Source organism: Streptomyces aculeolatus (genome assembly GCF_020400605.1).
Taxonomy (GTDB): domain Bacteria; phylum Actinomycetota; class Actinomycetes; order Streptomycetales; family Streptomycetaceae; genus Streptomyces; species Streptomyces aculeolatus.
This window is the reverse complement of record NZ_JAINRD010000012.1, coordinates 77,108-101,162: the sequence shown is the minus strand read 5'-3', so window position 1 is coordinate 101,162 and position 24,055 is coordinate 77,108. Positions and strand designations below refer to the sequence as shown.

Below are 24,055 nucleotides of genomic sequence, written 5' to 3'. Positions count from 1 at the left end.
GGCCCTAGGGGATTCCGAGCGGCTCGGAAAGGGCTCCGCGCGGTGTGGTGGTGCCGGCCGGCTTCGGCGTACTCACCGGGCGGCGGAGGAACCGGTAGTGCCCTGTCGGCATCCACTCCCTGCCCGACCGAGTCGGGCAGGGAGTGGATGTGGTCGATCCCTGCCCCCTTCGCGAAGTCGGAAGCCGTCGGGATGCTGCCGGCCTTGAGGCCGCCTACGGTCAGGGGTGGCGCCTTCGCCGCGTGCTGGAGGAGAGCGGCGTCGGCTACCTGGTGGCTGTGCCGGAGTCCCAGCACGTGCATGCCGTCGGCCGCATCGACCGCGCCATCACCCGAGCACCCGATGACGCCTGGAAACGCTGCTCCTGTGCCGGTCGGATCAGTCCGCGCGCAGATGGACCAGCGCCGCGCTCTGGGGTGCCCGCGCAGGGCCCGGCAGCCCCAGTGCTCCCAGCGCCGCACCGGATGCCTGGATGCCGGTGACCTCCCAGGTCACCGATGGGTCCGCCGGGGAGACGAGCGAGGCGCGGTAGGTCCGGCCGGGGTCGAGTCCCGGGATGCGGAGCCGTGGTGGCACGGGCACGATCTCGTCGAGTTGGGCGTACGAGAAGAGCGCCTCCGACCGGTCCCGAGCCACCACTCCGTGCGCGAGCAGGCCGTCGGGCAGCTCGACGCGCGTCAGCCGGCCGGTGTGCAGGAGCGCGCGGTGCCGCTTGTAGAGGCCGATCCAGGACGCGAGGCGGTCCAGCTCGTGGCCGGGCACCTTCGTGAGGTCCCACTGGACGCCGAACTGGCCGAAGAACCCTGTGGCCGCGCGCAGGTCCAGGCTGCTGGTCCGGCCGGTCTGGTGGGAGACCGGTGCGGCGACGTGCGCGCCCAGGTACTCCAGCGGCGCGAGCTGCGCGGTCCAGTGCTGGATCGGCTGGCGGGACAACGGATCGGTGACGTCGGAGGCCCAGACGCTCTGGACCCGTTCGAGTACGTCCAGGTCGATGCGGCCGCCACCCGAAGCACAGCTCTCCCACGAGATGCCGGGATGACGGCGGGTCAGCTCGTCGAGGAGTTCGCGGAAGGCAAGGGTCTGCCGCCGGGACGCGGGCCGCCCGGAACCGCGCGAGTCGCCGCCGTCGATCTGATCGCGGTTGTGGTCCCACTTGACGAAGTCGATCCGGTGCGCCGCCGCCAGCCGGTCGAACGCGCGGACCAGGTGTGCCCGCACGTCGTCCCGGCCGAGATCGAGCAGGTAGCAGTTGCGTTCCAGCACGGGTGACCGGTCACCCGTGCGCAGGATCCAGTCGGGGTGGTCCCGGTAGACCGCGGAGTTCGGGTTGACGGCCTCCGGCTCCCACCACAGCCCGAACTGCATCCCCTTCGCGTGCACCCGGTCCGCAAGCTGTGCCAGCCCGTTCGGCCACACCGCCGGGTCCGGGGTCCAGTCGCCCAGGCCGTCATCGAGGGACTTCCGGCCCGCGAACCATCCGTCGTCGAGCACGAATCGCTCGGCGCCCAGCCCGGCCGAGATCTCGACCAGCGCGGTGAGCTTGTCGGGGTCGTGGTCGAGGTAGACCGCCTCCCACGGATTGAACATCACGGGTGCCGGCGAGGGCGGATGTGCCGCGAGCGACCGGACGTACCGATGGGTCGCGTCCGCCAGGCCGTCGAGTCCGTGCGCGGACGCGGCCACGTGTACCCAGGGCATCGTGTACGTCTCGCCCTCGGCGAGGACCAGCTCGCCCGGGTGCAGCAACTCGCCGGTCCGGACGACGGCGGCACCGGAGCTGAGCTGCTCGACGGCGTACCGGTGGTTGCCGCTCCAGGCGAGGTGTACGCCGAGCACCTCACCGGTGCCGTAGCCGAAGCCGGGGGTACCGACCACCACCAGGCCGGTGCCGTCGAGGCTGCGCATGCCGCGGCGGTGCTCCCGGACCCACTGACCGTCCCCGACGGCACGGCGCTGGGGTTGCCGCTCGCGGGCCCAGCGCCCGGTGAAGTCGAGGATCTCGCCCGCGCCGGGCGGAAGGGGTATGACCACGTCGAGCGCGTCGACCACGTACGGACCGGTGCCGACGTTGGTCAGCAGGTGCCGGAGGCGGAGACTTCCCCCCGGGACGGCCTCGGCCTCGAAGCGCAGTTCGAGTCCTGCCGGCTCGTCGGTGGCCCGGACCACGAGTGAGCCGTCGTCACCTCGCACCTCACCGACGCCGAAGGCGGTGGACCAGGCGCTCCCCGGCCCTTCGGGGCCGATGCGGTGGCCGAGCAGCGCAGGCCGTCCGAGATAGCCGCGTGCGTGCTCCGGGAGCACGCTGATCGGCGAGCCGATCAGCCAGGAGTTCCAGGCCGTGGTCTCGACCGAGGCCGGGCTCGTCAGGAATCGGACGTCCGCCGACGCCAGGGCGAGCCCCATCCACCCGAAGTCGGGCAGGCCGTCCGCCCGCGGCAGCAGGACCATGGTCGTGGTCTCGGCCCCGCCCGGACCGGAGAGGGACACGGGGGCGGTGGGCGCGGGCACGGCGACGCGACCCGGCTCGATCATGTCGGTGACTCCTAGGTTCGGTGAGTGGGGGTGGATCAGGCCTGCACGGCGAGTAGGCGCGCCTTGAAATCGTCGAGGGCCAGCCGGGCGGCGCCGAGAGCGACGGACTCGTCGCCGAGCAGGGACACGCGGAACTCCGGCAAGTCGAGTGAGGTCGCGGCCAAGTGCCGCTGGAACGGGTCGGCGAGTACGTTCCCCGTACGGGACAAACCGCCGCCGAGCACGACGAGGTCGGGATCGACGGCATGGACCAGGGTGGACGCCCCCAGGGCGAGTGCCTCGGCGACGCGGTCGACGGTGCGCACCGCGGTGCGGTCACCGTTTGCCGCCGCCTCGAAGAGGGCCCGGAGATCCTCACCGGTGGACTCCCCGGCGGTCGAGCCCGCGAGCTTGCGGCTCTCGTGGTCGAGTTGCGCCATCGCGTCGGCCCACCCCAGGATCTTCATGGCACCGACGGACGCCGCGAGGCCGCGGCGTCCGTTGTGGATCTGCCCGCCGATGACGATCGCGGCCCCGAGGCGGCGGCCGGCGTGCATGTAGACGAGGTCGCGCGCCTCGGTGGCGGCACCCTTCCACTGCTCGCCTGCCGCCGCGAGGAAAATGTCGTTGGAGATCAGCACGTCGTGCTTGAAGCGCTCCGACACCTCCGACGCCACGTCGATGTCGTCGAAGCCCGGGAGCGAGTAGACGTCGAGGTCTTGCCCCGCAGGAACGGTGCGGAGGTCCCTGACCTCCGCACCGTTGGCGATCACCCCGGTGATGCCGCAGGCCATCGCGCGGATCTGTGCCCAGCTCTTCCCCGACTGCCGGACGGCCGTCTTCACCAGACGTACTGCGGCCCCGATGCGTCCGGTCGGCTCCAGGCTTGAGTCGACGCTGCGTCTGCGCACCGCCACGACGTTTCCACGGAGGTCGCAGATGGCGACGGCGACCTTGTGGGCGCCGATGTCGATCCCGACGACGGTGAAGTCCTCTGCCACGGCTTCGAAGCGCCGGGCCGGCCTTCCCGCGGACCGCTCACCGTCCGGACGTCCGCGCACCTCGCGGACGAAGCCCTCGCTCAGCAACGTGGCCAGCAGTTCCTCGGCGGTGGGCCGGGAGACCCCGACGATCGAGCACACCTCACTGACCGTCAGCGAGGTGTGGTCGAGGAAGGCCCGCACCGTGGCTGCGAGGTTGAGCTTGCGCAGCAGGGGGGCATCTCCGGCGCGGCCGCCGGGAGCCGCGCCGTGCCGGGTTGCACGCATGTCTTGACTCACCACGTCACGGTATCTACATTGTCGCCCCGACAGCAATATTGCTAAGTAACTTACTTATATAAATTATGGGCCGGGCGGCATCCCTGACGGGTTCGACCAGCGAGGAAGGTAGGAGGTGCCCGATGGGCAGGCGGACCAACGGTGTCGCGACTGCCACGGCACCGGGCCTCGTCGCTGCCGATGCGCGACGGGGCCGCCGATGACGCTCCACTCCGGCATGACCGACGAACGCGCCACCCGCCCGGCGACCATGCGGTCGCCGGAGCCCAGGTCCGGCTTCCCGGACACCCCGCGCAGAGCCCGTCACCCCTAGGAGAGCCATGCGTGCTTCCCTCGTTCTGGCAATCACGGCCGCCGCCGTACTCATCGCTCCGCCCGCGCTCGCGGACGCCTCCCATTCGCCCAAGGCGCAGGATGTGAAGATCACCGGTTCGGCCCGGACCAAGGGCGGCCTGGAGGCCCGCTACCGCTTCCAGGACCCCGACGGCGACACCGAGGGTGCGACCCGCTTCCGCTGGCTCGCCGGGCCCACGGAGGACGGCCCGTGGATCCCGCTCACCGGTGTTCTGACCCGCAACACAGGTATTCCACTGAGCTACGGCGGTCAGTACCTCCGTGCCGAGGTCACGCCGGTGGACGAGACAGGGACGACCGGCAGGCCCCGCCTCTCCCCGCCCGTCCTGGTCGAGACCGCCGAGGGCAGCCCCGGCACGGACTGGCTGCACCACGCTCGATACGGCGTCTCCCACCACTTCCTGTCGAACTACCTCAACCGGGTGGCCGCCTCCCCCGAGGAGAAGTGGCAGGACGGCGAGTCCTGGGACGATCTCCTCAAGACCTTCGATGTAAAGGCTTACGCGGACGACATGGAGAAGGCGGGCGCCGGGTTCGCCATCCTCACCCTCGGTCAGAACAGCGGCTACATGCTCGCGCCCAACCATGCGTACGAGCGCATCGCCGGGCTCCAGCCCGGCGAGCGTACCCCCGCCGGGCGCGACCTGCCCATGGAGATCGCCGACGAACTGGCCAAGCGCGGCATCAAGCTGGTCCTCTACATTCCGGCCAACCCGCCACACTCGGCGCACAAGCAATCCGGCGACTACGCGATCACCAAAGCCTTCGGGTACACCCCCGGTACGGATGGCGTGCCTTCCCAGGACACCATGGCCAAGTGGCAGTCGGTCATCAGGGAATACTCCGAGCGCTACGGGACCAAGCTGGCCGGCTGGTGGGTCGACGGGGTGTTCCCCGGGCTGCAGCCCGCCTATCAGGACATGACCAAGCCCTACAACTGGTCCAGCCTGGCCGCGGCGCTCAAGGCAGGCAACCCGGACCGGATCATCACGCTGAACTCCGGCCTGGGCGCGCGCAACCACCAGCCCACCTCGGTCTACGACGACTACACCCCGGGCGAGAGCGGAAACATCGGTGCCATGCCCTCGAACGGTCGATGGGCCGACGCCGAGCAGAGCACCCAGTGGTTCGACTTCACCTACCTGGGGGCAAACGACCCGGGCTGGGCCGGCTGGGGCAACAAAGGCATGTCAAAGGACACCACCTCGCTTGTGCGCTGGGTGAAAGCAGCCACTGACCGCGGCGCCGCCATCGGTCTGGACACCAAGGTCAACAGATACGGCAGGCTGGACCCCGCACAACTCGCCCAGCTCGAGGAGGTCCGCAAGGTCTTGCACGAAGGGGCCCCTGTGCCCGAGCCCGAAGGAGGGCTCTACAACGACACCGACTTCCTGATCAGGTACGTCGGTTCCTGGGCCGGCAGCGGTGGCCGGCCGGGCGATCTGAACGGGGACGTCCACTTCACCCGCACCGACGGCGACTCGGCCGAGTTCACCTTCTCCGGGAGCGGCATCGAGTACATCACGGAGCGGAACACCGACATGGGCGAGGTGGACGTCTACCTGGATGGCACCCTGCAGGAGACCGTCGACTGCTACTCGGCGACCAAACAGACCCAGCAGGTGCTGTTCGAGGCCGACGGGCTCACCGCGGGGCCGCACACGATCAGGGTCGTCAAGAAGTCCGGCACCTACATGCTCGTCGACGCCTTCCGCGTGACTGGATGATCCACTTTCCAGGTCCACTGACCCACATACATCGGAGCTCTCGGCGAGTTCTCCGTGGCGGATCCGTTGACCGTCCTCCTGCGAACATGCATACTCCTGACCCAAGTCGCCGACCGGCCAGCAATTCACCCGATCTCTTCATCCCCAGCTCCCAGTCGCTCAACGACGAGACCACGTGAGGGGAAGGCAGTCGCCAGACGTTGTCGGTGACCGCTTGAACGGGTTCGGGCGGCCTTCAGGGTGGTGGGGCCGTCGCTCCGGCCCAACGGGGCCAAGCGCGTCGGTCATCCCTGATCGCCACTCTGATAGAGGTCGGCATGAACATGCGAAGAAGACTGGTCCTCGTTCTCAGGGCGCTGGTGGTGTTGCCCTTGCTGGCCTCCGCCGTCACGGCCCCGGGCGCTCTTGGGGCGCCCCATGACCAGACGGCGCCCACCGCGCACATCGCGGACTCCAAGGGCAATCCCCTGCGTATGTGGTACACCGCCCCGGTGTCCGACTGGGAGAACCAGGCGCTGGTGCAAGGCAACGGCACCACCGGCCTGATGGCGTTCGGCAACCCGGGGCGAGACCGCCTCCACTTCAACGAGAAGACTCTGTGGGGAGGCGGGCCTGCCAACGGGCGCACCTACCTCGGCGGCAACAAGGCAACAGCGCTCACGCCCCGGCAACTGAACGACTACCGCCTCGCCCTCGACGACAAGTCCACCAACGTCTTCGGCCTCCCGCCCACCGGCGCCGGCGGCGCCAATCAGCAGCTCACCAGCCTGATGTTCGGCAACACCGGTGGAATGGGCATGTACCAGGACTTCGGTGATCTCTACCTGGACTTCGGCGCCACCGGCATCACCGACGCGTCGGCATCGAACTACGTTCGCGACCTGGACATGAGCACCGCCGTCTCGACGGTGAACTTCGACCACGGCGGCGTGCACTACCAGCGCGAGTACTTCGTGAGCTATCCGGACCAGGTCGCCGTGGTGCGCCTGAGCGCCTCCGAGCCGGGCAAGCTCACCTTCACGACGTCAACGGCGGCGGCGAGCGGGCTGACCACCACCGCCACCGCGGATCCCGACGAGAAGCGGATCACCCTCGCCGGCCAGGTGAACGACAACCAGATGCGGGCCGAGATGCAGCTCAAGCTGCAGAACGAGGGCGGAACCGTCTCGAGCAGCGACGGCAGCACGCTGACGGTCACCGCTGCCGACACCGTCACGCTCGTCTACTCGACGGGCACGAACTACAAGAACGATTACCCGACGTACCGCGGTGAGGACCCTCACGACAAACTCACGCAACGCGTGGACTCCGCCACTGCCGGTGGATACCGAGCCCTGCTCGACAGGCACCTGGCGGACTACCAAAAGCTCTTCTCGCGCGTGCAGTTCGATGTGGGTGCAACCGTGCCCGACATCCCCACCGATCAGCTCATGAGGAACTACCGCGCAGGATCCTACGATCTCGCTGTCGATCAGATGGCGTACCAGTTCGGTCGCTACCTCAGCATCGCCGGATCGCGGGCCGGCGACCTTCCCACCAACCTCTGCGGTCTGTGGATGATCGGCAGCGCGGGCGCCTTCTGGGGAGCGGACTACCACTTCAATGTCAACGTCCAGATGAACTACTGGCCGGCGATGATCACCAACCTCGCCGAGACCCAGGTGCCGTTCAACGAGTTCGTCGAGTCGCTCGTGGTTCCGGGGCGACTGACGGCTGAGCGGTCCGCAGCGGTGAAAACCGGGGACTTCGCAAACGCGCCGCTCGGAACCGGCAAGGGATTTCTCATCAACACCCAGGTGAACCCGTTCGGGCACACCGCGCCGATCGGTTCGCAGGAGTACGGCTGGAACATCGGCGGATCGTCGTGGGCGATGCAGAACCTCTACGACTACTACCTCTTCACCGGCGACGAGAACTTCCTGCGTGACACCGCGTACCCCATGCTCAAGGAGATGGCCGCGTTCTGGAACGAGTACCTCTGGTACAGCCCGTACCAGGAGCGGCTCACCGTGGCGCCGGGCGTCTCAGCCGAGCAGGGCCCGACAGCCGTCGGAACCGCATACGACCAGTCCCTGGTGTGGGAGCTCTACCGCATGGCCATCGAGGCCTCCGAGGAACTGGGGGTCGATGCGGACCTGCGCGCGGTGTGGCAGGACAAGCAGTCGCAGCTCGACCCGATCCTGATCGGGCAGCAGGGTCAGGTGAAGGAGTGGTTCGAGGAGACCAGCCTCGGCAAGGCCCGGGCCGGCGATCTCCCCGAGGTGGGCATCTGGAACTTCGGTGCCGGGGGCAGCGCCAACCAAGGCTCTGTGCACCGCCACACGTCGCAGCTCGTCGGGCTCTTCCCCGGCACGCTGATCAGCAAGGACACGCCCGAATGGATGGATGCTGCCACCAAGTCGCTCGAGCAGCGCAGTCTCAACGGCACGGGTTGGTCCAAGGCCATGAAGATCAACATGTACGCCAGGACCGGCCTCGCCGAGGACACCTACTCCATGGTGCGCGCGATGCTCGCCGGGAACCGGAACGGCCTGATGGACAATCTGCTGGACTCCCACCCGCCGTTCCAGATCGATGGCAACTTCGGGCTGACCGCGGGCATGACCGAGATGCTCGTGCAGAGCCAACTGGGCTACACCCAGTTCCTCCCGGCACTTCCCCGTGCGTGGAAGGACGGAAGCGTCGAGGGCCTCGTCGCGCGCGGAAACTTCGTCCTGGACATGAAGTGGGCACACGGCGACGCCACGGAGTTCCGGGTGACGGCTCGCAACGGCGGCACGTTCGTCGGTGACTACCCGGGCATCACGCAGACCACGGTGAAGGACGCGGACGGCAACCTCGTGGCCGCAAAGGCCATCGGCTCGGACAAGATCTCGTTCGACACGGCCAAGGGGCAGACCTACACGATCACCTTCGAGCCCGAAGGTGTTGGGTTCGCCAACGTCTCCTGGCACGTCGATCGTGCCGAGGTGACCGGGGAGCTTGCGAACTCCGCCGCGGAACAGGTCCGGCACCACATCGCGCAGGCAGAGCGCCTTGCCCAATCGCCCGCGTCGAACCGTGCTGTCACCAGGCAGCTCGACAAGGCGGCCCGAAAGGGTGAGGCGAGTGCGAAGTTGGTGGCGGCACTCAGCGCGCTGGCAGCCACCTTCCGCTGAACCACCGGGGCGCGTACCCGACGGCGTCGGTCGCCGGGCACGCGCCCCTCTTGCCGGTTGCGGGCCGAACCGGGGTGTGCTGCTCACGACCGGGGCCGACCGCTGGTCGTGGGGGAGTGTCGGTACGGGCGGACAGCCCAACCATCGGGCAGATGAGTGCCGGCCCGAGAGGGCCGGCACTCATCTGCCGTTCACAAGGTACGGCTCAGCCTCGGATGATCGGTGATCGACCGTCCCTGCCCGCCCGGCTCACTGCTTGACGTCGATCACGTAGTCGCGCTGCGCCGGCGGCTGACCGGAACCCTGGTATGCCGTGATCGTGAACCGCGCGGTCCCGGCCCTGACAGGGGTGCCCACGATCCCTCCGGTGTCGGCGTTGAGCGCGAGCCCCGCGGGCAGGGCTCCCGCGGTCACCGCGTATCGGGTGGTCGCCGGCGTATTGCTCTTCACGACCGCCTCGTACAGGGTGCCCCTGGCCGCCGCGGGCAGCGGTCCGGCGTCGAGCTCCGGGGTCGGCGCGACGACGGCCTGGGGGTCGCCGACCGGGTTCCCGGCAGTGTCCAGCTCCTGCAAGGACCATCGCACGCCCGGCTTGACCACGGTCAGATGCCAGTTCGTCGTCAGGTCGAGGAAGCGCGCCCGCTGCTCCGCAGTGAATGCACCCAGGTTGCGTGCCGTCTCCCATTGCTGGATGGCCTCGAGCAGCCGCTTCGTGTTCTCTCCGCCCGACACGAGACTGGAGACCGAGCTCTGGAAGCCTGCCCCCGCATTCAGACCGGCGCCTCGCGCCAGCTTCCACTCCATGATGAGCAGGCTGTCCGAGCCTTTGAGGCTGATCCAACCGAGCATTCCGGGGAGGTAGTTCGCCTGGAGGTACGTGTTGTTCTTGAGCACTTGCTCCATGGAGGTGCTGCCGACCTCACCCCAGCTGGCCCGGGTCAGCGCGTCCCAGGTGTTCGAGGTCATCCGGCTGGTCTCGGAGATCAACCGGTCCTTGGCATCGGTTCGTGCATACGTCGTGTTCACCAGGTGAGCGATGCCGTAAGCGCCCCAGCCGGACTCCGATGCCGATTCCAGACCGTCCCAGGACATCCCGGTGATACCGGTTGCGTTCCATGCGGTGGACAGCCTGTCGATGATCTCGTCAAGGATGGCATGGTTACCGATCGCGCCGCCGTAGCTGTTGGCCACGGTTCGGGCGGCGCGGACGCCCGCAGGGTGTGAGGCCGCGACCGATCCCCAGCGCGCGCGACGCAGGCCGGTCAACTTCCACTCCTTCCCCACCTGCTCGGCCGCTTCGTAGCTGACGAATTCGTCTCCGATGCGCAAAATGCTGTGGTATACGCCCGAAGCAAGCAGTGTGCCGGAGTCGAGGTACACGGTGGTGTCGCCGGCCGGCAACGGACGGGTGAGCGAGGCGCTGCCCCCGGTCACGAGCCTGTCGTCGGCGGGTGCCGTGACGTAGTCGTCTCGCGGGCTCCAGGCCCAGTCGTAGGCTTCATCGCCGGTGCCGATGAAGTCCGACAGGGTGTGCACGCCGAGCTGTACACCGTCGGCCTTGGCGATGTCCACGGCTGCCGCGGCCCCGGCGTCACTCCCGCCCAGGCTCGCGTCGAACCTGTAGTGACCGCTCGACGCCCACGGGCCGTAGTTGGTGGTGAGTGAGTAGATGCGCTCCATGCCGGCCGCCTGGGCGAATCCTGCGGCCGCCGGAATGTTGTCGGTCCGCAGGTCGCCGAGCACGAGCCAGGACTGGTTGCTCGCCTGGGAGGTCTTCTGCCACTGGCCGTTCAGCCTTGGGTACGGCAGCTTCTCGCCCGCCGCGATGTTGGACAGGATCGTCGGCGTCGCCTCGGGCGAGGCTCCGAAGAGTGCCAGCTTGGAGCCTGCGATCCTTCCGTCGCGGCCGGGCAGCGGCCCGACCGCGATCGGATATCCGTGTACCTCGCGGTGGCGTTCCCTGGTGTAGTCGAAGGTGAAGGCGCGCAGTACGGAGCCCCAGGGAGTCACGCCCGCCGCGCTCCACTCCTCCAGAGAACCCACGCTCACGTGGTCCGGGTCGTGGTCGACCTCGCTCTCCCAGCCCATGTCCTGGTATTCCTGCGGCCAGGCGCCTTCGGTGCGGTCGGTCAGCGGGCGGAGCCCGATGGCGAAATCGTCGTCGCGGACCACGCCCACCGCTGTGCCGATCGTCGAGGAGATCGACGTGGCCAGGGGGCCCCAGAGCAGGGTCTGCACGTCGACGCCCCTCGGCGCGTCGACGGCGACCGCCTCGAACGTGGTGTAGCCGCGCTTGCCGGTCGACTTCACCTGGATCGTCCAGTTTGCCGCACTGTTTCGGAACGTAAGTACCCGGCCGCCGGGCCCGGAGCGGTCCACCCTGGTCGGTCGTTGCTGCTCTCCGTCGACAACCAGGCTGACCAGGGGCGCTGCATGATCGGGCGCGAGGTGGTCGACTCCGGTCCTGCTGTCCACCAGGCCCACGACCGTCCCCGCCCCGTCGAGTTCGAGGTCCAGATAGCCGGCCCGGATCCTGATCGGCGGAGTCGTTCCACGAGAGCCGGCCAGCGCTGGTTGCGTTCCGACCGCAGACAGGGTTCCGGCGGGCAGCATCGTGACTGCCAGCGTTCCGGCTGTTCGGCGAAGTACGGTTCTTCGCGGGGTGTGTTGGCCAGTGGGTGTGGGCTTCGGCGATTGCATGGCGGCTCTCCTGTCACATCTCGGTTTGGTATGTCACGGACCGGACGGTCGTGCCGGTCAGCCCTTCGTGGCACCGCCGGTCAGTCCGCGGACGAAGTGCTTCTGAAGCGCGAGGTAGAAGACGAGGACGGGCAGTGTGGCCAGCAGCATGAAGGCGAACACCGCTCCGAAGTCCTGCTGGTAGGGGCCGATCGAGCGGAAGATCCCGACCGTCACGGTGTTCCCGGCTCCCGGGCCCAGGACGAGCAGGGGTGTCAGGAAGTCGTTCCAGACCCAGACCCCGAGGAAGATGAGCACGCTGGCCGAGGCCGGCCGCAGGAGCGGGAAGACCACCTGCCAGAAGGTCCGGAACCGGCCGGCGCCGTCGACCGCCGCAGCCTCTTCGAGTTCGCGGGGGACCGAGCGGACGAAGCCCATGAACACGAACACCGCGAACGGCAGGTAGTAGCCGACGTCGACCAGCACCGCGCCCGGCATCGTGTGCATCAGGCCGACGGCGTCCAGGATCCGTGTGATCGGAAGTATGATCACCGCGGGCGGGATCATCAGGCCGGCCAGCATGACGCCGAGAACGGCGCGGCTCCACCAGCGGCCCGACCGGACCAGGTGGTACGCCGACATCGCGGCCAGCACGGTGGTGATGAGGATCGTCAGGGTGGTCAGGATGACGGAGTTGGCGAGGCCGTACCAGAACAGCCCGTCCGGCCGGCTGAGCACGTGCTCGATGTTGTCGAGGGCCGGCGGAGCGGGAAGTGCCAGCGGCGATGCGACGACATCGGTGCTGGGTTTGAAGACGTTGACCAGAGCCACGTAGAGCGGCAGGCAGAAGACGGCCGCCACGGCGATGGCGAGCAGTGGGCGGACCCATGACGTTCGGGACTTCACAGGTCCACCTCTCGTCGTTGCAGGAGCTTCAGCGTGGTCACGCTCGCCGCCGCAACCACGACGAGCATGATCCCGGCCATCGCGGACGCCAGTCCGGGGCGTTGCTCGGAGAAGGCGGTGCGGATCACCTCGAAGGCGACGGTGGCCGTGCCGTTGGTGCCGGGGCCGCCGTTGGTGAGCACGGCGATCTGGTCGTAGACCTTGAATGTGCTGATCATCAGCATCACGGTGTTGATCGTCAGCGCGGATGCGAGCATCGGCCAGGTGATCGCGCGGAACTGCTGCCAGGGGCCGGCGCCGTCGAGACTCGCCGCCTCCTCCAGTTCGGCGGGGATTCCCGCGAGCCCGGCGAGGTAGACCACGACGGCGAAGCCGAGCATCTGCCAGACCATGATTCCGGAGACGGAGTAGATCGCGTACGACGGATCCGTGAGCCAGCCCGGCGGGCTCGCGACCCCCATCGAGACGAGCGTGCTGTTCAGCAGGCCGTCGTCGGCCAGGATCGAGCGCCCGATCACCGACACCACCACGGCGGAGAGGATCACCGGTGTGAAGAAGACGCCTCGCAGCAGGCTGTAGAGCCGGCCCTGCCGGCGTAGCAGCAGGGCGATCGCGAGGCCGAGCAGGTTCGTCAGCAGCACCACGATCACGGTGATGACCACGGTGTTCCACATGGAGTGCCGGAACTCCTCGTCCCCGAGGAGGAATCCGTAGTTGTCCAGGGCCACGAACGAGGTCTCCGGGCGGGTGGCGCGTTCGTCGGTCATGCCGGTGTAGAGCGTCCACAGGATGGGGGCGAGGACCATCGCGGTGAAGAGTGTGAGGGTGGGCAGGACGAAGACGGCGAAGGCTCCCGCGGATGACCATGTCCGGGAGCGGTGGCCGCCCGGTCCGCCTGTGCGCCCGGACGGGGTGGGAGTGCGGTGCGGCGGGCCGGGGCGCGAGCGTTCTCCGGCCGTATCCGTCCCCGTCCGGGAGCGCACGGAGTTCGTCACTGCGAGAGCTCCTCGAGTTCTTCGTTGAGTGTGGTGACGAACTGGTCCGGGTCCGCACGGCCGTTGAGGAGGTCGTTGAGTGCGGCGTCGGCTTTGGATATGAAGCCCGACGGCAGGGCCGGGATGCCGGCTTCGTTGCCGAAGCTGGGCGTGACCGTTCCGCTGGACTGGGCCTCGTCGTAGACGTCGAGGGTGGCGTTGTACAGGGGCGGGAGGCCGGCGGGCGGTTTGTAACCCTTGAGGGCGACGAACAGGCCGTCGTACCGTGCCCCGCCGTCGGCGTTGAGCTTGGAGAACTCGATCGCCCACTTCTTCGCCCTGGCGACATCGGCGGCCCGGTCGCTCACCGACAGTCCGCCGCCGGTGTACACGGGCAGGACGAGTGAGCCGTCCTGCGTGGGCATGGGGAAGACGCCGATCTGCTTCTGCTGCGCCTTGTCCGGGGCTGCGGGGAACCACGAGCCCATCGGGTACATGGCCCCTTTGCCGGCGAGGAAGTCGTCCTGGGCCTGTGCGTAGGTGGCCGAGAGGTTGTCGACGTTGTCCTTGTTCGCCAGGGCCTCCATCTTGGTCACCGCGTTGACGAACAGCGGGTCGCTGAAGTCGGTCTTCCCCGCGACCAGTTTGTCGAGCCACTTGGGGTCCTTGGCGTAGACCTCGTCGGCCATCAACTGGGCGAAGGTCCATCGCGGGCCGAGTCCGTCCGGTGCGCCGCCGCCGATGACGAAGGGTGTGATCCCCGCAGCCTTGAGCTTGTCGACCGCGGCGAGCAGGTCGTCCCATCGCTTCGGGGGAGTGCTGATGCCGGCCTTCTCGAAGTCTGCCTTGCGGTAGTAGACCTGCCAGGTCTGCGAGTTGGTGGGCAGCTGGTAGATCTCTCCGTCGAAGCTGTTGGCGGTTGGGCTGACCCAGTCCGCCAGTTCCTTCTCGCTGAACTCGGTGAGCTTGCCCGCCTCCGCCAGCCCGGCGGGGTCGATCGCGACCATGATGTCGGGCAGTGCACCGGTCGAGTCGAGCTGGCGCACGTACTCGTTGCGCTGCTCGGCACTCGGCGCGACGAGCTTCTTGATCTTCACCCCCGGCACCTCGGCATTGGTCCTGGCGATGATGTCGTCCCAGTACTCGGCAGTCAGGTTCGGCGTCTCGAAGGTGAGCAGGCTCAGCGTCACCTCACCCCCCGACCCGTCACCGCCCTCGTCCCCGCCGCCGACGGCACAGCCTGCCAGTGCGACGAGGCCCAGTGCCGTGGCAGTCGCGACACCGTTGGTCCGCTTGCCCATCGGGCACCTCCTACCTTCCTTGCTGGTCGAACCCATCGGAGATGCCGCTCGGCCCACAATTTATATAAGTAAGTTACTTAGCAATATTGCTGTCGGGGCGACAATGTAGATTCCGTGACGTGGTGAGTCAAGACATGCGTGCAACCCGGCACGGCGCGGCTCCCGGCGGCCGTGCCGGGGATGCCGCGGTGCGGGCCTTCCCCGACCACGTCACGTCGCTGACGGTCAGTGAGATGAACTCGGTCGCCGGGGTCTCCCGGCCGCCTCCCGCCGGGGTGCGCGGAGCGCAGCCGTGGCCGAGGACTTCGCCGTCGTCGGGATCGGCATCGGCGCCACAAGGCCGCCGTCGCCGCCGGCTCGGGGGCCGTGACGGCCGCAGTGGCACGGGGGCTACCACGACGCGTGTGCCGTCTCTCCGGGCCACCCCTATCCGGAGGAGCCGGACGCATGTCCAAGAGACCCATCGGCCCACCGGTCACACGCCGACGCGTGTGGCGGCCCGTGATCGCTTCGCTCTGCATGCTCGCGGCGCTCGGCGGCAACGCCGTCGCGGCCGCACCCCCTCAGTCGCCGCCCGTGACGGCGGCGGCGCCGAATCCGGTCGTCGCGATCAGCAGCTCCGACACGAAGGCGCAGATCATAGAGAAGGCCGCGACCGTCACGCCGTCGGCGAGGCAGTTGGCATGGCAGCGGGAAGAGCTGACCGGGTTCCTCCACTTCGGCCCGAACACCTTCACCGGTGGGGAATCGGGGTCGCGACTTGAGGACCCGGACGTCTTCAACCCATCCGGCCTGGACACCGATCAGTGGGCAAGGACGTTCAAGGAAGCGGGCTTCAAGAAGGTCATCCTCACCGCCAAGCACCACGACGGCGACTCGGCCCTCCAGGACGGCGGTCCCGACGTCCGCTGGTCCGGCAACGGGGACGGTCTCACCCGCCGGACGAGCGAATGGCCGCCGCTGCCGTACAACACCGACCGTGGAGTCGGGGGTGAGGTGGGCTGCTACCGAACGTCGTTGGAGGCCAGAGTGATGAAGCGTTCCAAGACGGCCTTGGCCTCGTTGCCCGCCGCGCGCAACTGCGCCTTGTCGGATGCGTCGTGCAGGGTGGACGTCGCGTCGAAGGCGAGCCGAGCTGCTTCGACCACCGTGGGGGAGCCGGCTATGAGCTGGACGCGGAACAGCCCATGCTGGGCGAGCCCCTTGAGTCGGTACGACTCCAGCCGGGCTTCCGTGGCGGCTGAGCCGTCCGGATCTTCGTTCTTGCGGTGCCAGCGGTCGTACTGGCTGCGCCTGTGTTCCGTTACTGCGCCGGCGAAGTCACTGTAGACGCCCATGCGTTCCGTGCGGAGCTGCTGCTGGCGCGTGAAGCCTTCGGTCCGCTCCGCCGATCTGCGCTGGAACAGGTACGTGATCGTGGAGCCCAGCAACGTCCCCAAAACCGCGATGAGAGCCGAGGCAGCGCCATCCATGCGACCAGGACATCACACGTGCGGGAGTGGCATGGTGAGGTGGTCGCTCCTGATGGTGGGAGGTGGATGCCTTGGGCCAAGCACGAGCTGACCTGCGAGGAAGCCTGTCAAGATCATTACGTGGTCACTACGTGATCAGTGACATGGAGCCGCATCCGGCGGCCTTCGGCTGCGCACGCAAGAAGACCCCGTCCTCAGCGCTTGCGCTGGTCACGGGGTCTTGGGCACCTCAAGCGAGGTGCCCCCGGCAGGATTCGAACCTGCGCACACGGCTCCGGAGGCCGTTGCTCTATCCCCTGAGCTACGGGGGCGTGTCTCCGCGTGGTGGTGCGGTGACGGGTAGAACCCTACCAGCTTCGTGGGGGTGGTCGGGTACTGGGTTTTGGGGGTGGGGGGCGGGGTGTGTGTGCAGGTCAGGGGCCGAAGTGTCCAAAAGCCGGACGTAGGGGGGCGGGCGCGCCTACGCTTTTCCCTGTGCCTGGCTTGTCCGGTCGGGTCCTTGTGGTCGATGACAACAAGGTGATCCGGCAGCTGATCAGGGTCAATCTCGAACTTGAAGGTTTCGAGGTCGTGACCGCGGCCGATGGTGCCGAGTGTCTGGAAGCCGTCCATCGGGTGCGTCCCGATGTGGTGACGCTCGACATCGTCATGCCCCGGCTCGACGGGCTGCGTACCGCAGCCCGGTTGCGGGCCGATCCGAGGACGCGGGGGTTGCCGATAGCGGTGGTCAGCGGGTGCAGTGAGCTTGAGGCCGAGGCGGGGCGGGCGGCCGGGGTGGATGCGTTTGTGGCGAAGCCCTTCGAGCCGGTCGATCTGGTGCGGGTCGTGCGGCGGCTTGCCGCGCGGCGGGCTTCGCAGCGGGTCGGGGAGTCCGTCGCCGGGGATGCCGCCGACGACGCGGAGCCCGCCGGGTCTCCGGTGTGCTGAGCCGGGGACGGGTCCGGTAAAAGGGTTCGCCTTCGTACCCCGTGCCTCTCGTACGCTGGTGCCGTGGACCCCGCAGAGCTCACCGGCACCGTCTTGCGCACGGTGCGATCCGCCGCGGTGGGTGAGTTCGGCGCACCCGCGCCGGCGCGCGTCGTCGTGGAGCGGCCGCGGCCCGGGGGGTGCGGGGACTACGCCACCAACGCCGCCCTGCAGCTCGCCCACGCCGCCGGGTGCGATCCCCTCGACGTCGCCGTCCTGCTGCGCGACCGGCTCGCCGCCCAGCCCGGTATCGCCGCCGTGACCGTCACCGGGCCCGGGTTCCTCAACATCACTCTTCGTGCGGACCGCGATCCCGTCGAGGACGCCCTCTCCGCCGGTGCGCTGTACGGGCACGGGGACTTCCTCGGCGGGAACCCCGTCCGCCTTGTCGCGGACGAGCATCCCCGCGCCCTCGTCCTCGCCGATTCCCTCCGGCGGCTCCTCCCCGCCGCCGGCGCCTCCCTCGTCCAGCAGGGCGAGCCGGGCGAGCACGCCGAGGTCGTTCCCGTGCGGGCAGTGGCCTCCCCCTCGGATCTCTCCCTCCTCTTTTCCCCCGCTGCCCTGCGCTGGGCCTTCCTCCGGGCCCCCGCCCGGCAGCGCCCCCGCCTCACCCCCGAGCTCCTCCTCCTGCGCGAGGCCAACCCCCTCTTCCGTATCCAGTACGCCCACTCCCGTACCGCCGCGCTCGCCCGTGCCGCCGCCGACCTGCGCATCGGCGCCCTCGATGACGCACCCGGCGCGCACCCCCGCCGCCCCGTACGGCACACTCGCACCGACGGCGTCCTCCGCGCCGCCATCGGCGAGCTCCCCGCCGTCGTGGAGACCGCCGCCCGCCGTCGCGCGCCCGACCGGCTCGCCCGGCACCTCGACGTCCTGGCCGGCGCCTTCCTCGGCGCCGAGGCGGCCCACCCCGCCCTGCCCAGCGGCGACGAGGAGCCCACCGCCGTGCACCGGGCCCGGCTGCGGCAGGCCGCCGCCGCCGGCGTCGCCCTCCGCAACGGCCTCGGCCTGCTCGGCATACGGGCGCCCGAGTACGTGTGAGCCACCCGTGACGAGAACCCCGCACCACCGAAGGAGTACCCCGCCGTGAGCCGATCCGCCCACCCCGCCGGCCCCCGGCACGGCGACGTGCTGCCCGAAGGGCACTACGCCGCCCCGCCCGCCGACCTCAACGACCTCGACGCCCGCGTGTGGGCCCGTACCGTCGCCCGCGACGGCGACGGCGTCGTCACCGTCGGCGGGCTGCCCGTGACCCGGCTCGCCGAGGAGTTCGGCACCCCCGCCTACTTCCTCGACGAGGAGGACTTCCGCGCCCGCTGCCGCGCCTGGACCGACGCCTTCGAGGGCGCCGACGTCTTCTACGCCGGCAAGGCGTTCCTCTCCCGCGCCGTCGTGCGCTGGCTGCGCGAGGAGGGGCTGAACCTCGACGTGTGCTCCGGCGGCGAGCTGGCGACCGCGCTCGCCGCCGGCATGCCCGCCGACCGGATCGCGATGCACGGCAACAACAAGAGCCCCGCCGAGATCGAACGGGCCGTCGAGGCCGGCGTCGGGCGGATCGTGCTCGACTCGTACCAGGAGATCGTCCGCGTCGCGCACGCCGCCGAGCGGCTCGGCAGGCGCCAGCGCGTGCAGATCCGGGTCACGGTCGGCGTCGAGGCGCACACCCACGAATTCATCGCCACCGCCCACGAGGACCAGAAGTTCGGCCTCGCGCTCGCCGACGGCCAGGCGGCCGAGGCGGTACGGCGCGTGCTGAAGCTCGACTCCCTGGAACTGGTCGGCATCCACAGCCACATCGGCTCGCAGATCTTCGACATGGCCGGCTTCGAGGTCTCCGCCCGCCGCGTCGTCGGGCTGCTCACCGAGATCCGCGACGAGCACGGGGTGGAGCTGCCCGAGATCGACCTCGGCGGCGGCCTCGGCATCGCGTACACCCCCGACGACGACCCGCGCGAGCCGTACGAGATCGCGAAGGCCCTGCGCGACATCGTCTCCCGCGAGTGCACCGCCGCGGGGCTGACCGTGCCGCGGCTGTCCGTCGAGCCGGGCCGCGCGATCGTCGGCCCCACCGCGTTCACGCTGTACGAGGTCGGGACGGTCAAGGAGCTGGAGGGGCTGCGTACGTACGTGAGCGTGGACGGCGGCATGTCGGACAACATCCGCACCGCGCTCTACGACGCGGAGTACTCGGTGGCGCTGGCCTCCCGCGCTTCCACCGCGGAGCCGGTGCTGTCCCGCGTGGTCGGCAAGCACTGCGAGTCCGGCGACATCGTCGTACGGGACGCCTACCTGCCGGCTGACCTGGCCGTCGGCGACCTGCTGGCGGTGCCGGCCACCGGGGCGTACTGCCGGGCCATGGCGAGCAACTACAACCACGTGCTGCGCCCGCCCGTGGTGGCCGTCGCGGACGGGGCGGCGCGGGAGATCGTCCGGCGCGAGACCGAGGAGGACCTGCTGCGGCTCGACGTGGGGTAGCAGCAGCCTCCGCCATATCTCAAGCCGTAAACCGTACGTCTCGGCATCCGGACAAGGCGTCGCAATCGCCCGCCGCTGCGTGAGACTGGAACCGACCCCATCGGTGCACGTGAGGAACGAGGAACGAGGTCGTATGAGCGAGAGGCGTCCGCTGAAGGTGGCGCTCCTGGGCTGCGGGTCCGTCGGCTCCGAGGTCGCGCGCATCATGACGGCGAACGCCGCCGACCTCGCCGCCCGCATCGGCGCCCCCGTCGAGCTGGCGGGCGTCGCGGTGCGGCGCGCGGGGGTGGCGCGGCCCGGGATCCCGGACGAGCTGATCACCACGGACGCCACGGCGCTGGTCAAACGCGGCGACCTCGACGTCGTCATCGAACTGATCGGCGGCGTGGAGCCGGCCCGTACGCTCATCACCACCGCCTTCGAGCACGGCGCCGGCGTCGTCACCGGCAACAAGGCGCTCCTCGCCGAGGACGGCACCAGCCTGCACGCCGCCGCCGCCCGGCACGGCGTCGACCTCTACTACGAGGCCGCCGTCGCCGGCGCCATCCCGCTCGTCCGCCCGCTGCGCGAGTCGCTGGCCGGCGACAAGGTCAACCGGGTGCTCGGCATCCTCAACGGCACCACCAACTTCATCCTCGACCGCATGGAGACCTCCGGCGCCGGCTATGCCGAGGCGCTGGAGGAGGCCACCGCGCTCGGCTATGCCGAGGCCGACCCCACCGCCGACGTCGAGGGCTACGACGCCGCCGCCAAGGCCGCGATCCTCGCCGGCATCGCCTTCCACACCCGCGTCCGCCTCGACGACGTGCACCGCCAGGGCATCACCGAGATCACCGCCGCCGACATGGCGTCGGCGGCCCGCATCGGCTGTACGGTCAAGCTGCTCGCCATCTGCGAGCGCACGCCCGACGGCAAGTCCGTCACCGCGCGGGTGCACCCGGCGATGATCCCGCTCACGCACCCGCTGGCCTCCGTGCGCGAGGCGTACAACGCCGTCTTCGTCGAGGCCAGCGCGGCCGGGCAGCTCATGTTCTACGGCCCGGGCGCCGGCGGCGCACCGACCGCCAGCGCCGTGCTCGGCGACCTGGTCGCCGTCGCGCGGCACCGGCTCAGCGGCGCCAGCGGGCCGGGCGAGAGCGCGTACGCGCAACTGCCGGTGGCGCCGCCCGACGAGGTCGTGACGCGGTACCACATCAGCCTGGACGTGGCCGACCGGGCGGGCGTGCTCGCCCACGTGGCCGCGGTCTTCGCCGAGCACGACGTGTCCATCGACACGGTCAGGCAGCAGGGCAAGGACGGCGAGGCGTCGCTCGTGGTGGTCACGCACCGGGCGACCGACGCCGCGCTCGCGGCCACGGTCGAGGCGCTCCGGCAGCTGGAGACCGTACGCGGCGTGGCGAGCACCATGCGGGTCGAAGGGGAGTGACGTAAGGAAATGAACGCAGTGATCGACGAACCACGAATGTCCGGCACCCGCCAGTGGCGGGGTGTCATCGAGGAGTACCGCGACCGGCTGCCGGTCAGCGGGACGACCCCGGTGGTGACGCTCCGGGAGGGCGGGACCCCGCTGGTGCCGGCCCAGGTGCTCTCCGAGCGCACGGGGTGCAACGTGCACCTGAAGGTGGAGGGCGCCAACCCCACCGGGTCCTTCAAGGACCGCGGCATGACGATGGCGATCTCCGTGGCGAAGGAGTCGGGCGCGCAGGCCGTCATCTGCGCCTCGACCGGCAACACCTCGGCGTCCGCGGCCGCTTACGCGGTACGGGCCGGGCTGACCTGCGCCGTGCTGGTGCCGCAGGGCAAGATCGCGCTGGGCAAGATGGGCCAGGCGCTGGTGCACGGCGCACGGATCCTCCAGGTCGACGGCAACTTCGACGACTGCCTGACGCTGGCCCGCGCGCTCAGCGAGAAGTACCCGGTGGCGCTGGTGAACTCCGTCAACCCGGTGCGCATCGAGGGTCAGAAGACCGCCGCCTTCGAGGTCGTGGACGCGCTCGGGGACGCCCCGGACATCCACGTCCTGCCCGTCGGCAACGCCGGCAACATCACCTCGTACTGGAAGGGCTACCGCGAGTACCGCGCGGACGGCCTGGCCACGCACACCCCCCGGATGTGGGGCTACCAGGCGGCCGGCGCGGCGCCGATCGTGCGCGGCGAGCCGGTGAAGGACCCGAGCACGCTGGCCACCGCCATCCGCATCGGGAACCCCGCCTCGTGGGAGCTGGCCGAGCAGGCGCGCGACGAGTCCGGCGGGCACATCGAGGCGGTCACGGACCGGCAGATCCTGCGGGCGTACAAGCTGCTGGCCGCGCAGGAGGGCGTCTTCGTCGAGCCCGCCTCGGCGGCGAGCGTCGCGGGGCTGCTCCAGGCCACCGAGCTGGGCCTGGTCGACCCCGGCCAGCGGATCGTGTGCACGGTCACGGGCAACGGCCTGAAGGACCCCGACTGGGCGGTCGCCGGCGCCCCGCAGCCCGTCGCCGTGCCGGTCGACGCGGACGCGGCGGCGGAGCGGCTGGGGCTGGCCTGACCGGGGCCCGCCCGCGGCCCGCACCCGGGCCGGGCGCGATACCGGCGTCCGTTCCGGGCCCGGCCGCGCACCGCCCCGGCACCTCCGCGGACGGCCCGGGCATACCTCCGTACGGCGGCGGCGGCCCCGCGTACGGCCCGGGCGCACCGGCGTACGGACCGGGCGGCAGCCCGTACGGCCTGGGCAGACCGCCGTACGCGGCGCCGCCGGGAGCCGCGGCGCACCGGCCGTGCCTCCGTCCGCCGGGGACGTGCGCGGGCCGCGCATCGCGCGCCTCCTGTGCGCCCTATGTCGCAGGGGAACCCACCTTCGATAAGCTTGTGTTGAGCCCGCCGGTCGAGTGTCCCGGGCACCCCCTTCCGTATGCCGCCTGTACCGCTCGTCCGCGCGCGCACGGCGTGCCGCGGAGGCGCCGGTCGGGCACAGTCGTAACCGAGCTGATTTCCCCCACCGCCCGGGAGACCGGGTGAGAGTCACAAGGAGAGTCACGCAAGCGATGGCCGGTCCAGCCTTCCGCGCCGCGCCCGTACGCGTCCGTGTGCCGGCGACCAGCGCCAACCTCGGCCCCGGCTTCGACACGTTCGGACTCGCCCTCGGGCTCTACGACGACGTGGTGGTCCGGGTCGCCGAGTCCGGGCTGCACGTCGACATCGCCGGCGAGGGCGCGGAGAACCTGCCGCGGGACGAGTCCCACCTGCTCGTACGGGCCATGCGCAGCGCCTTCGACGCGCTGGGCGGCCAGCCGCGGGGCCTCGAAGTCGTCTGCGCGAACCGGATTCCGCACGGCCGCGGCCTCGGTTCTTCCGCCGCGGCGATCTGCGCCGGCATCATCGCGGCGCGGGCGGTGACGATAGGCGGCGTGGAGCGCTCGGGCGCCCTCGACGCCCCCGAGCGGGCGGCGCTGCTGGAGCTGGCGACGGAGCTGGAGGGCCACCCCGACAACGTCGCGGCGTGCCTGCTCGGCGGCTTCACCCTGGCCTGGACGGACGACGGCACGGGCGGCGCGGGCGCGGCGCCCGGGGACGCCCCCGCGGCGTCGGTACGGGCCATCCGGCTGGAGCCGGCCGGGGGGGTCGTCCCGGTGGTCTTCGTGCCGGGCAACCCGCTGTCCACCGCGGAGGCCCGCGGCCTGCTGCCCCGTACGGTGCCGCACGCGGACGCGGCGCTGACCGCCGCCCGCGCGGCGCTGTTCGTCGAGGCGCTGACCCGGCGCCCCGAGCTGCTGCTCACGGCCACCGAGGACCGGCTGCACCAGGACTACCGGGCGGCCGCGATGCCGGAGAGCACGGCGCTGGTGGCGCGGCTGCGCGCCGACGGCGTGCCCGCGGTGATCTCCGGCGCGGGGCCGACGGTGCTGGCGTTCGCCGAGGACGGCGCGGCCGAGAAGGTCGCCCGTTCGGCGGGCGACGGCTGGGCGGCGAACCGGCTGGACCTCGACCGGGAGGGGGCGAGCGTGCTGCCGCTGGCCTGACGGCCGGACGGCGGCCGTGCCACGCGACGTACGCGGACACGCGCAGGTCACCGGCCCGCGCACACCGCCCGCACGACGATCCGCGCCACAGGACCCGCACCACGGAACGGACAACACGGAACCGGCCGCCGACGCCGGGAGAGGGGGAATGTCTGCAGGATCCGATAGTGTTAACCTCAAGGCAGCACCAGCGCACTCCAGTCGTAGGTCAGACACGGCCGTGCTGTGTGCTGGGGTCTCTCCGGGCCGCAGGG

The 24,055-nt window shown here is 70.1% G+C and carries 16 protein-coding genes, 1 tRNA gene and 1 pseudogene; 9 read left to right on the top strand and 9 right to left on the bottom strand.

Going from position 1 to position 24,055, the window contains the following annotated elements:
* Nucleotides 1-378: 378 nt before the first annotated feature.
* Both LG396_RS20760 and LG396_RS20755 read right to left on the bottom strand, forming a co-directional pair.
* A complete protein-coding gene (locus LG396_RS20760) occupies nucleotides 379-2,532 on the bottom strand; it encodes an alpha-galactosidase (RefSeq protein ID WP_225795888.1) in 2,154 nt (717 codons plus the stop codon).
* A 35-nt stretch (nucleotides 2,533-2,567) separates the two neighbouring features.
* The gene (locus tag LG396_RS20755; protein ID WP_225795887.1) at nucleotides 2,568-3,779 is read right to left on the bottom strand and encodes an ROK family transcriptional regulator; all 1,212 of its coding nucleotides are present in this window, start codon (nucleotides 3,777-3,779) and stop codon (nucleotides 2,568-2,570) included.
* 332 nt (nucleotides 3,780-4,111) lie between these two features.
* On the opposite strand from LG396_RS20755, the gene LG396_RS20750 reads away from it, so the two are divergent.
* Together LG396_RS20750 and LG396_RS20745 are read left to right on the top strand one after the other, a co-directional pair.
* Nucleotides 4,112-5,872: an alpha-L-fucosidase gene (locus tag LG396_RS20750; RefSeq protein ID WP_225795886.1), complete on the top strand. Its 1,761-nt coding sequence runs from the start codon at nucleotides 4,112-4,114 to the stop codon at nucleotides 5,870-5,872.
* A 317-nt stretch (nucleotides 5,873-6,189) separates the two neighbouring features.
* Nucleotides 6,190-9,030: a glycosyl hydrolase family 95 catalytic domain-containing protein gene (locus LG396_RS20745; RefSeq protein ID WP_225795885.1), complete on the top strand. Its 2,841-nt coding sequence runs from the start codon at nucleotides 6,190-6,192 to the stop codon at nucleotides 9,028-9,030.
* A 249-nt stretch (nucleotides 9,031-9,279) separates the two neighbouring features.
* Here the strand turns inward: LG396_RS20745 and LG396_RS20740 are convergent, their stop codons facing one another.
* The 5 genes from LG396_RS20740 to LG396_RS39755 form a co-directional block, all read right to left on the bottom strand.
* Nucleotides 9,280-11,643, bottom strand: coding sequence for an Ig domain-containing protein (locus LG396_RS20740; protein WP_225795884.1), 2,364 nt, complete (start codon nucleotides 11,641-11,643; stop codon nucleotides 9,280-9,282).
* 144 nt (nucleotides 11,644-11,787) lie between these two features.
* Entirely contained in the window at nucleotides 11,788-12,615 is an 828-nt protein-coding gene (locus tag LG396_RS20735; RefSeq protein WP_027742165.1) for a carbohydrate ABC transporter permease, read from the bottom strand.
* The gene (locus LG396_RS20730; RefSeq protein WP_225795883.1) at nucleotides 12,612-13,421 is read right to left on the bottom strand and encodes a carbohydrate ABC transporter permease; all 810 of its coding nucleotides are present in this window, start codon (nucleotides 13,419-13,421) and stop codon (nucleotides 12,612-12,614) included. Before LG396_RS20730 ends, LG396_RS20735 begins: the two co-directional genes overlap by 4 nt.
* Before the next feature lie 185 nt (nucleotides 13,422-13,606).
* Nucleotides 13,607-14,890 carry an ABC transporter substrate-binding protein gene (locus LG396_RS20725; RefSeq protein ID WP_225795882.1) on the bottom strand — a complete coding sequence of 428 codons (1,284 nt, stop codon included), beginning with the start codon at nucleotides 14,888-14,890 and terminating at the stop codon, nucleotides 13,607-13,609.
* Between the two features lie 563 nt (nucleotides 14,891-15,453).
* On the bottom strand, nucleotides 15,454-15,627 hold the full coding sequence (locus tag LG396_RS39755; protein ID WP_225795881.1) for a hypothetical protein: 174 nt from the start codon (nucleotides 15,625-15,627) through the stop codon (nucleotides 15,454-15,456).
* On the opposite strand from LG396_RS39755, the pseudogene LG396_RS39750 reads away from it, so the two are divergent.
* Nucleotides 15,569-15,751, top strand: a pseudogene (locus LG396_RS39750) (alpha-L-fucosidase); the annotation flags it as partial. The gene LG396_RS39755 and the pseudogene LG396_RS39750 sit on opposite strands and share 59 nt — an antisense overlap.
* 143 nt (nucleotides 15,752-15,894) lie before the next feature.
* On the opposite strand, the gene kilB reads toward LG396_RS39750, so the two are convergent.
* Together kilB and LG396_RS20705 are read right to left on the bottom strand one after the other, a co-directional pair.
* Nucleotides 15,895-16,362: a plasmid transfer protein KilB gene (kilB, locus tag LG396_RS20710; protein WP_225795880.1), complete on the bottom strand. Its 468-nt coding sequence runs from the start codon at nucleotides 16,360-16,362 to the stop codon at nucleotides 15,895-15,897.
* A gap of 239 nt (nucleotides 16,363-16,601) precedes the next feature.
* A tRNA-Arg gene (locus LG396_RS20705) sits at nucleotides 16,602-16,673 on the bottom strand.
* Nucleotides 16,674-16,836: 163 nt separating this feature from the next.
* On the opposite strand from LG396_RS20705, the gene LG396_RS20700 reads away from it, so the two are divergent.
* The 6 genes from LG396_RS20700 to thrB all read left to right on the top strand — a co-directional run bounded on the left by LG396_RS20700 (nucleotide 16,837) and on the right by thrB (nucleotide 23,801).
* Nucleotides 16,837-17,289, top strand: a complete 453-nt coding sequence (locus LG396_RS20700; protein ID WP_181785703.1) for a response regulator — start codon at nucleotides 16,837-16,839, stop codon at nucleotides 17,287-17,289.
* A gap of 63 nt (nucleotides 17,290-17,352) precedes the next feature.
* The gene (locus LG396_RS20695; RefSeq protein ID WP_225795879.1) at nucleotides 17,353-18,369 is read left to right on the top strand and encodes a DALR anticodon-binding domain-containing protein; all 1,017 of its coding nucleotides are present in this window, start codon (nucleotides 17,353-17,355) and stop codon (nucleotides 18,367-18,369) included.
* Between the two features lie 45 nt (nucleotides 18,370-18,414).
* Entirely contained in the window at nucleotides 18,415-19,803 is a 1,389-nt protein-coding gene (lysA, locus tag LG396_RS20690) for a diaminopimelate decarboxylase (protein WP_037754007.1), read from the top strand.
* 133 nt (nucleotides 19,804-19,936) lie between these two features.
* Nucleotides 19,937-21,229: a homoserine dehydrogenase gene (locus tag LG396_RS20685; protein ID WP_100298809.1), complete on the top strand. Its 1,293-nt coding sequence runs from the start codon at nucleotides 19,937-19,939 to the stop codon at nucleotides 21,227-21,229.
* Between the two features lie 36 nt (nucleotides 21,230-21,265).
* Complete coding sequence (thrC, locus tag LG396_RS20680; protein WP_372483541.1) at nucleotides 21,266-22,330, top strand: threonine synthase; 1,065 nt, start codon at nucleotides 21,266-21,268, stop codon at nucleotides 22,328-22,330.
* 496 nt (nucleotides 22,331-22,826) lie between these two features.
* Nucleotides 22,827-23,801: a homoserine kinase gene (gene thrB / locus LG396_RS20675; RefSeq protein ID WP_018840098.1), complete on the top strand. Its 975-nt coding sequence runs from the start codon at nucleotides 22,827-22,829 to the stop codon at nucleotides 23,799-23,801.
* Nucleotides 23,802-24,055: the final 254 nt, after the last annotated feature.